At 54.4% G+C, this 1,727-nt stretch carries 2 protein-coding genes; one reads left to right on the top strand and one right to left on the bottom strand.

Going from position 1 to position 1,727, the window contains the following annotated elements:
- The coding region (locus A3AY_RS0131880; protein ID WP_018329726.1) for an SDR family oxidoreductase at nucleotides 1-552 on the bottom strand (552 nt) is incomplete at its 3' end.
- 149 nt (nucleotides 553-701) lie between these two features.
- Between A3AY_RS0131880 and A3AY_RS0131875 the strand changes: the two genes are divergently transcribed.
- On the top strand, nucleotides 702-1,727 hold a 1,026-nt coding region (locus A3AY_RS0131875; protein ID WP_018329725.1), incomplete at its 3' end, for a LacI family DNA-binding transcriptional regulator.

Here is a 1,727-nt window from a genome sequence, read left to right as displayed (position 1 = left end):
GCAGTTAACGAGCACTCCCGTTTTGGCGAGTTCCTTGGCAATCGATTTGGTGTAGGCGATGACGCCGCCTTTTGCCGCAGCGTAAGCACTTCCGCCTGCATTGCCTTCTTTGCCGGCGATCGATGCGATATTGATGATTCTGCCGTAACCTCGTTCGGTCATGTGCGGGATCGCACTGCGGCAGCAATGGAAGACCCCGTTCAAGTTAATCGCCAAAACGCGTTTCCAGTCCTCCACAGGATATTGGCAGGTGTTGGCGATGGGGCCATTAATCCCCGCATTGTTGACCAAAATGTCAACACGCCCCAGCATCTCGACGGTCGTTCGAAACGCTGTGTCGACCACATCCGTGTCAGCGACGTCCACGACCTGTTTCATCACTGGCGTGAAGCCTGCCCGCGCCTCGTCAAACTTGGAAAAGTCGATATCCCAAAGTGCGACGCGGCACCCCTCGTTGGCGAGACGTTTGGCGATCGCCAGCCCGAGACCCTTCGCCGCACCAGTGATGATCGCAACCTGATTGGTGGCAGATGCAGCGACCAAATGACTCATAGAACTCCTCCAGTATTTCCGATTGGCCTCCGTTGGAAGCGCTTCCATTTGCACCTTCGTTTATTTCTGGTTCTAGGTCAAGAAAATATTGGAAGCGCTTCCAGAATTTCGCTATAGGTTTTCAATTCCAACACTCAAGGAGCGCATAGTTGGACAGCACGGTTCGTTTATCAGACGTCGCTAAACGGGCAGAGGTCGGCGTTGGCACGGTTTCGCGGGTTTTAAATGGCTCGATAAATGTTTCGGCCGCAACGCGACAAAAGGTTTTGGCCGCGATTGCTGAACTTGGCTACGTCCCCAACCTGGTGGCACGGAGTTTGGCAGCTAATCGGACGGGTTTGATTGCCGCAATAATCCCGGTGATTGGCTACACGCAGCATTCTGAAGTAATACAGGGCATGACCGATGTCCTGCATGCGCATGGCATGAATTTGATGATAGGGGCATCTGGGTATTCAGACGAGGTCGAGTTGCAGGTCATCGAAGCCTTTCTGGCTCGCAGGCCCGACGCCATCTATGTCACAGGGGTCCGGCATACGGAGGCCGTACGGTCTACCTTGCAACGATCAGGAATCCCCGTGATAGAAGGGAGCAACTTGACCGATCGTCCGATCGACACTGTTGTCGGGTACTCCAATTTCAATGCCAGTGTCGATCTGACAAGGTTGCTCATTGATTGTGGTTATCGGCGCATCTGGCACGTGACTGTCACAAAGGATTTCAACGACCGTATCGATGACCGCTTGGCCGGGTTCCGTTGGCTGACTTCGACGGAAACCGAACTCGAAGCGGATGTCATCCGCTGTGAAAATAGTTTCGATGGCGGAGCGGAGGCCGTTCGGCTCGCCCTGGCGTCCAATGTCAAAGTTGAAGCCTTGACGTTCGCCACTGATGTGATGGCTGTTGGAGGCTTATTAGAATGCCAACGACAAGGGATCAATGTTCCCGCACAGCTCGCGATTGCGGGCTTTGACGATCTCACAATCGCAGCGTCGATAAACCCCTCTCTAACAACCGTTAAAGTCGACCGCGTGGACCTTGGCCGAAAGGCTGCAGAAATTATCGTCACCCGGCTTCAAGGCAACAACCACTTCTCCCCGATCGTCGACGTCGGATTCCAGATCGTGGAGCGGGATAGTACGCAGCGCCGTTCAAGCGTCGCCGCGAAGCCTGAA

The organism is Rhizobium giardinii bv. giardinii H152, assembly GCF_000379605.1.
Lineage (GTDB): Bacteria > Pseudomonadota > Alphaproteobacteria > Rhizobiales > Rhizobiaceae > Pararhizobium > Pararhizobium giardinii.
This window is presented reverse-complemented; position numbering and strand designations above follow the sequence as displayed.